The 2481-nt window shown below is 67.9% G+C and carries 2 protein-coding genes and 1 pseudogene; all 3 read right to left on the bottom strand.

The window, feature by feature from the left end; translation table 11 throughout:
* Window positions 1-950 (bottom strand): annotated as a pseudogene (locus tag AB4Y84_RS19230) (hybrid sensor histidine kinase/response regulator); the annotation flags it as partial.
* Window positions 951-1076: 126 nt separating this feature from the next.
* Window positions 1077-2294: an EAL domain-containing response regulator gene (locus AB4Y84_RS19225; RefSeq protein ID WP_394195893.1), complete on the bottom strand. Its 1218-nt coding sequence runs from the start codon at window positions 2292-2294 to the stop codon at window positions 1077-1079.
* On the bottom strand, window positions 2291-2481 hold a 191-nt coding region (locus AB4Y84_RS19220), incomplete at its 5' end, for a response regulator (RefSeq protein WP_442250686.1). The genes AB4Y84_RS19220 and AB4Y84_RS19225, both read right to left, overlap by 4 nt.

Below are 2481 nucleotides of genomic sequence, written 5' to 3'. Positions count from 1 at the left end.
ATGCTGCCCAGCAGGGGCCCGCGCGGGTGCTGGAACACCTGTTGCCAGCCCACGTGATACACCGCCAGCCAGCCGTGTTCGCTGCGCATGCGGAACAGCAGGCCGTCCAGTCCCGCGCGCCAGGACGTAGCGGCGCGGCTGGCATCGCTGGCATCACCGAGCAGCAGGCGGCCGTTGCCATCGAACAGTGACATCCGTTCGAACACCGGCGTACCCATCACCTGGCGGTAGTCATCGACGCGGCCGGGATCCAGCAGGCAGGCCACGGCGGCCAGTGACTCGTCCTCGTTCTCGCCCCACAGGCGGGCATCCTGCGGTGCGTGCGCGATGGCAAGCAGCCGGGTCTGGCCTTCGCGCCAGGCCACCGGTGTCCAGACCACGCTGCCGCGGCGCAGCGCTGGACGTTCGCGCAGGACCTGGTGGATGGCGGCCAGTGCCGGATGCAGGTGATGCGGGCTGCTTTGGCCCGGATCACCACGCGTTGTCTGGATCGGCGCAAGCAGGCCACGGCGGCCCTGGCCATCGACCAGCAGGCATTGCGGAGGCGGAAACCGGGAGGCCGACCAGAAGGCGCCATAGAAACGCAGGAAGCGGTCGCCCAGTTCGTCCGCTGCCTGTGCCGAAGCGCCGCTGTCGGCACCGATCCGGGCGAAACTGGCGAACAAGGGGCTGGGCGGCGCACGCGAGGCAGATTCGTCCACTGGCTGCCCGCGACTGCCCACGTCATGCAGGCGCCATTGCCGCAGGAAGCGGTCCTGTTCCTGCAGCGTTCCGTCCAGGCGACGGAAGTGATAGCGGATCTTGCTCTGTTCTTCGTTGAACAGCTGGCTGCCGGTGGACAGCAGCAGGCCGGCCTGCAGGGTTGCCAGCACCACCACGCCAATCAGCAGGGCATGTACGCGCAGGGAGCGGCGGGCGAGTCGGCGTACGGGAGCGGCCTCGGCCGGCATGGGCAGGTCTCGGAGCAGTAGGCGGTCGATGGCGGCCCGAAGGGCCCGGGGCACGGCCGGTACCGCCGCGCAGAGAGGATCGTCAATGACTCTTGATGGGATTGTGAAGCCTTTCAGCCTCGCCTGTCAGCGCGATGTTGCCCGGTTGCTGCCGGTGGCGGCATAGGGAACATCTTCATCCAGCAGACGAGTGAAGTCGTCCGAGGGCAGCGCCTGCGAAATAAGGAAGCCTTGTACCTGGCTGCAGCCGAGCTGGCGCAGCGCGGCCAGATCGGCATCGCTCTCCACGCCTTCGGCAACGATGGTCAGGCCGAGCTGGTTGGCCAGCGCGATCACGGTGGTCAAGGTCAGGTGCAGGGCGGGATCACGCGCGCAGCCGCTGACCAGCGCACGATCGATCTTGACCTCGGTGAAGGGGGTGTTGACCAGATTGTGCACCGAGCTCAGGCCTTGGCCAAAGTCGTCCTGGGCCAGGCCGAACCCCTTCATCCGCAACCGGCAGGCGCCTGCATAGAAGTCGCTGACGTGGCGGGTGGTGCTGTTCTCCATCAGCTCGAAGCACAGATCAGCCGGATTGCCACCCGCGGCCAGGGTCAGTGCCAGCAGTTCATCCGGAAGATCGGACTGCTCCAGCAGGTGCGGCGGCAGGTTGATCGATACCGGTACGCGGAATCCCTGGGAGCGCCAGCGCGCCTGCGCCTGGATGCTGGCCGCGAGCATCACGCGCAGCAGTTCGCCCTCAAGCCCATGACGGCACAGCGCCGGCAGGAAGCTTCCAGGCGCCAGTGTTCCGAGCTGCGGATGGCGCCAGCGCACCAGTGCTTCGGCGGCAACCACGCGCCCGGACTGCAACGACTTCTTCGGCTGGAACCAGGCGGTCAGGCTGCCGTCGGCAAGTGCCTGCCGCAGCTGCACCGCGTCCGGCTCGGGAGTCAGTGCAGCCGGGCTGGTGCGCACGGCTGGCCGGGTCTGCGCCAGTGCATCGAGCAGCGCATCCACATCGCTGGCGGCGACCGGCTTGGCCAACAGCCCGACCACGTCCAGGCCCAGTGATTCAGCCATCAACCGTGCCGAACTCATCATCCGCCGCGAGGCTGCGCTGACCACGGCAAGCCGCGGCGGACGCGGCTGCGCGGCCAGTGCCTGGATGAACTGGATGCCATCCTGGCCGGGCATCAACAGATCGCTCACCACCAGGTCATAGGCCTGGCAGGCACACAGGGCGATAGCCGCATCGACGTCTTCGCAGGCGTCGACCTGCACGCCGGCGCGCGCGCTGAACAGATTGACGAGATAGCCGCGTTGGAACGGCTGGTCTTCCAGGATCAGGACACGGCGGGTCATGCAGGATCTCCTTGGCGAACGGCGGAAAGCGCCTGACGCAGGCGTGCGATGTCGATGGGTTTGCTCAGATAGCCCTGCATGCCACTGGCCAGGCAGCGCTCGCGCTCCTCGGCGGTAGCGTTGGCGGTGGCGCCGATCACCGGCAGCAGAACGCCTTCCGCCCGCAGCCGGCGCGCCAGGGTGTGGC

It is taken from the genome of Stenotrophomonas sp. 2YAF22, assembly GCF_052114665.1.
In the GTDB taxonomy this organism is placed as follows: Bacteria; Pseudomonadota; Gammaproteobacteria; order Xanthomonadales; family Xanthomonadaceae; genus Stenotrophomonas; species Stenotrophomonas indicatrix.
This window is presented reverse-complemented; position numbering and strand designations above follow the sequence as displayed.

Bases quoted from the DNA above. Each gene is read 5' to 3' on its own strand.
- AB4Y84_RS19225 (WP_394195893.1), bottom strand. From the start codon at position 2,294: ATGACCCGCCGTGTCCTGATCCTGGAAGACCAGCCGTTCCAACGCGGC.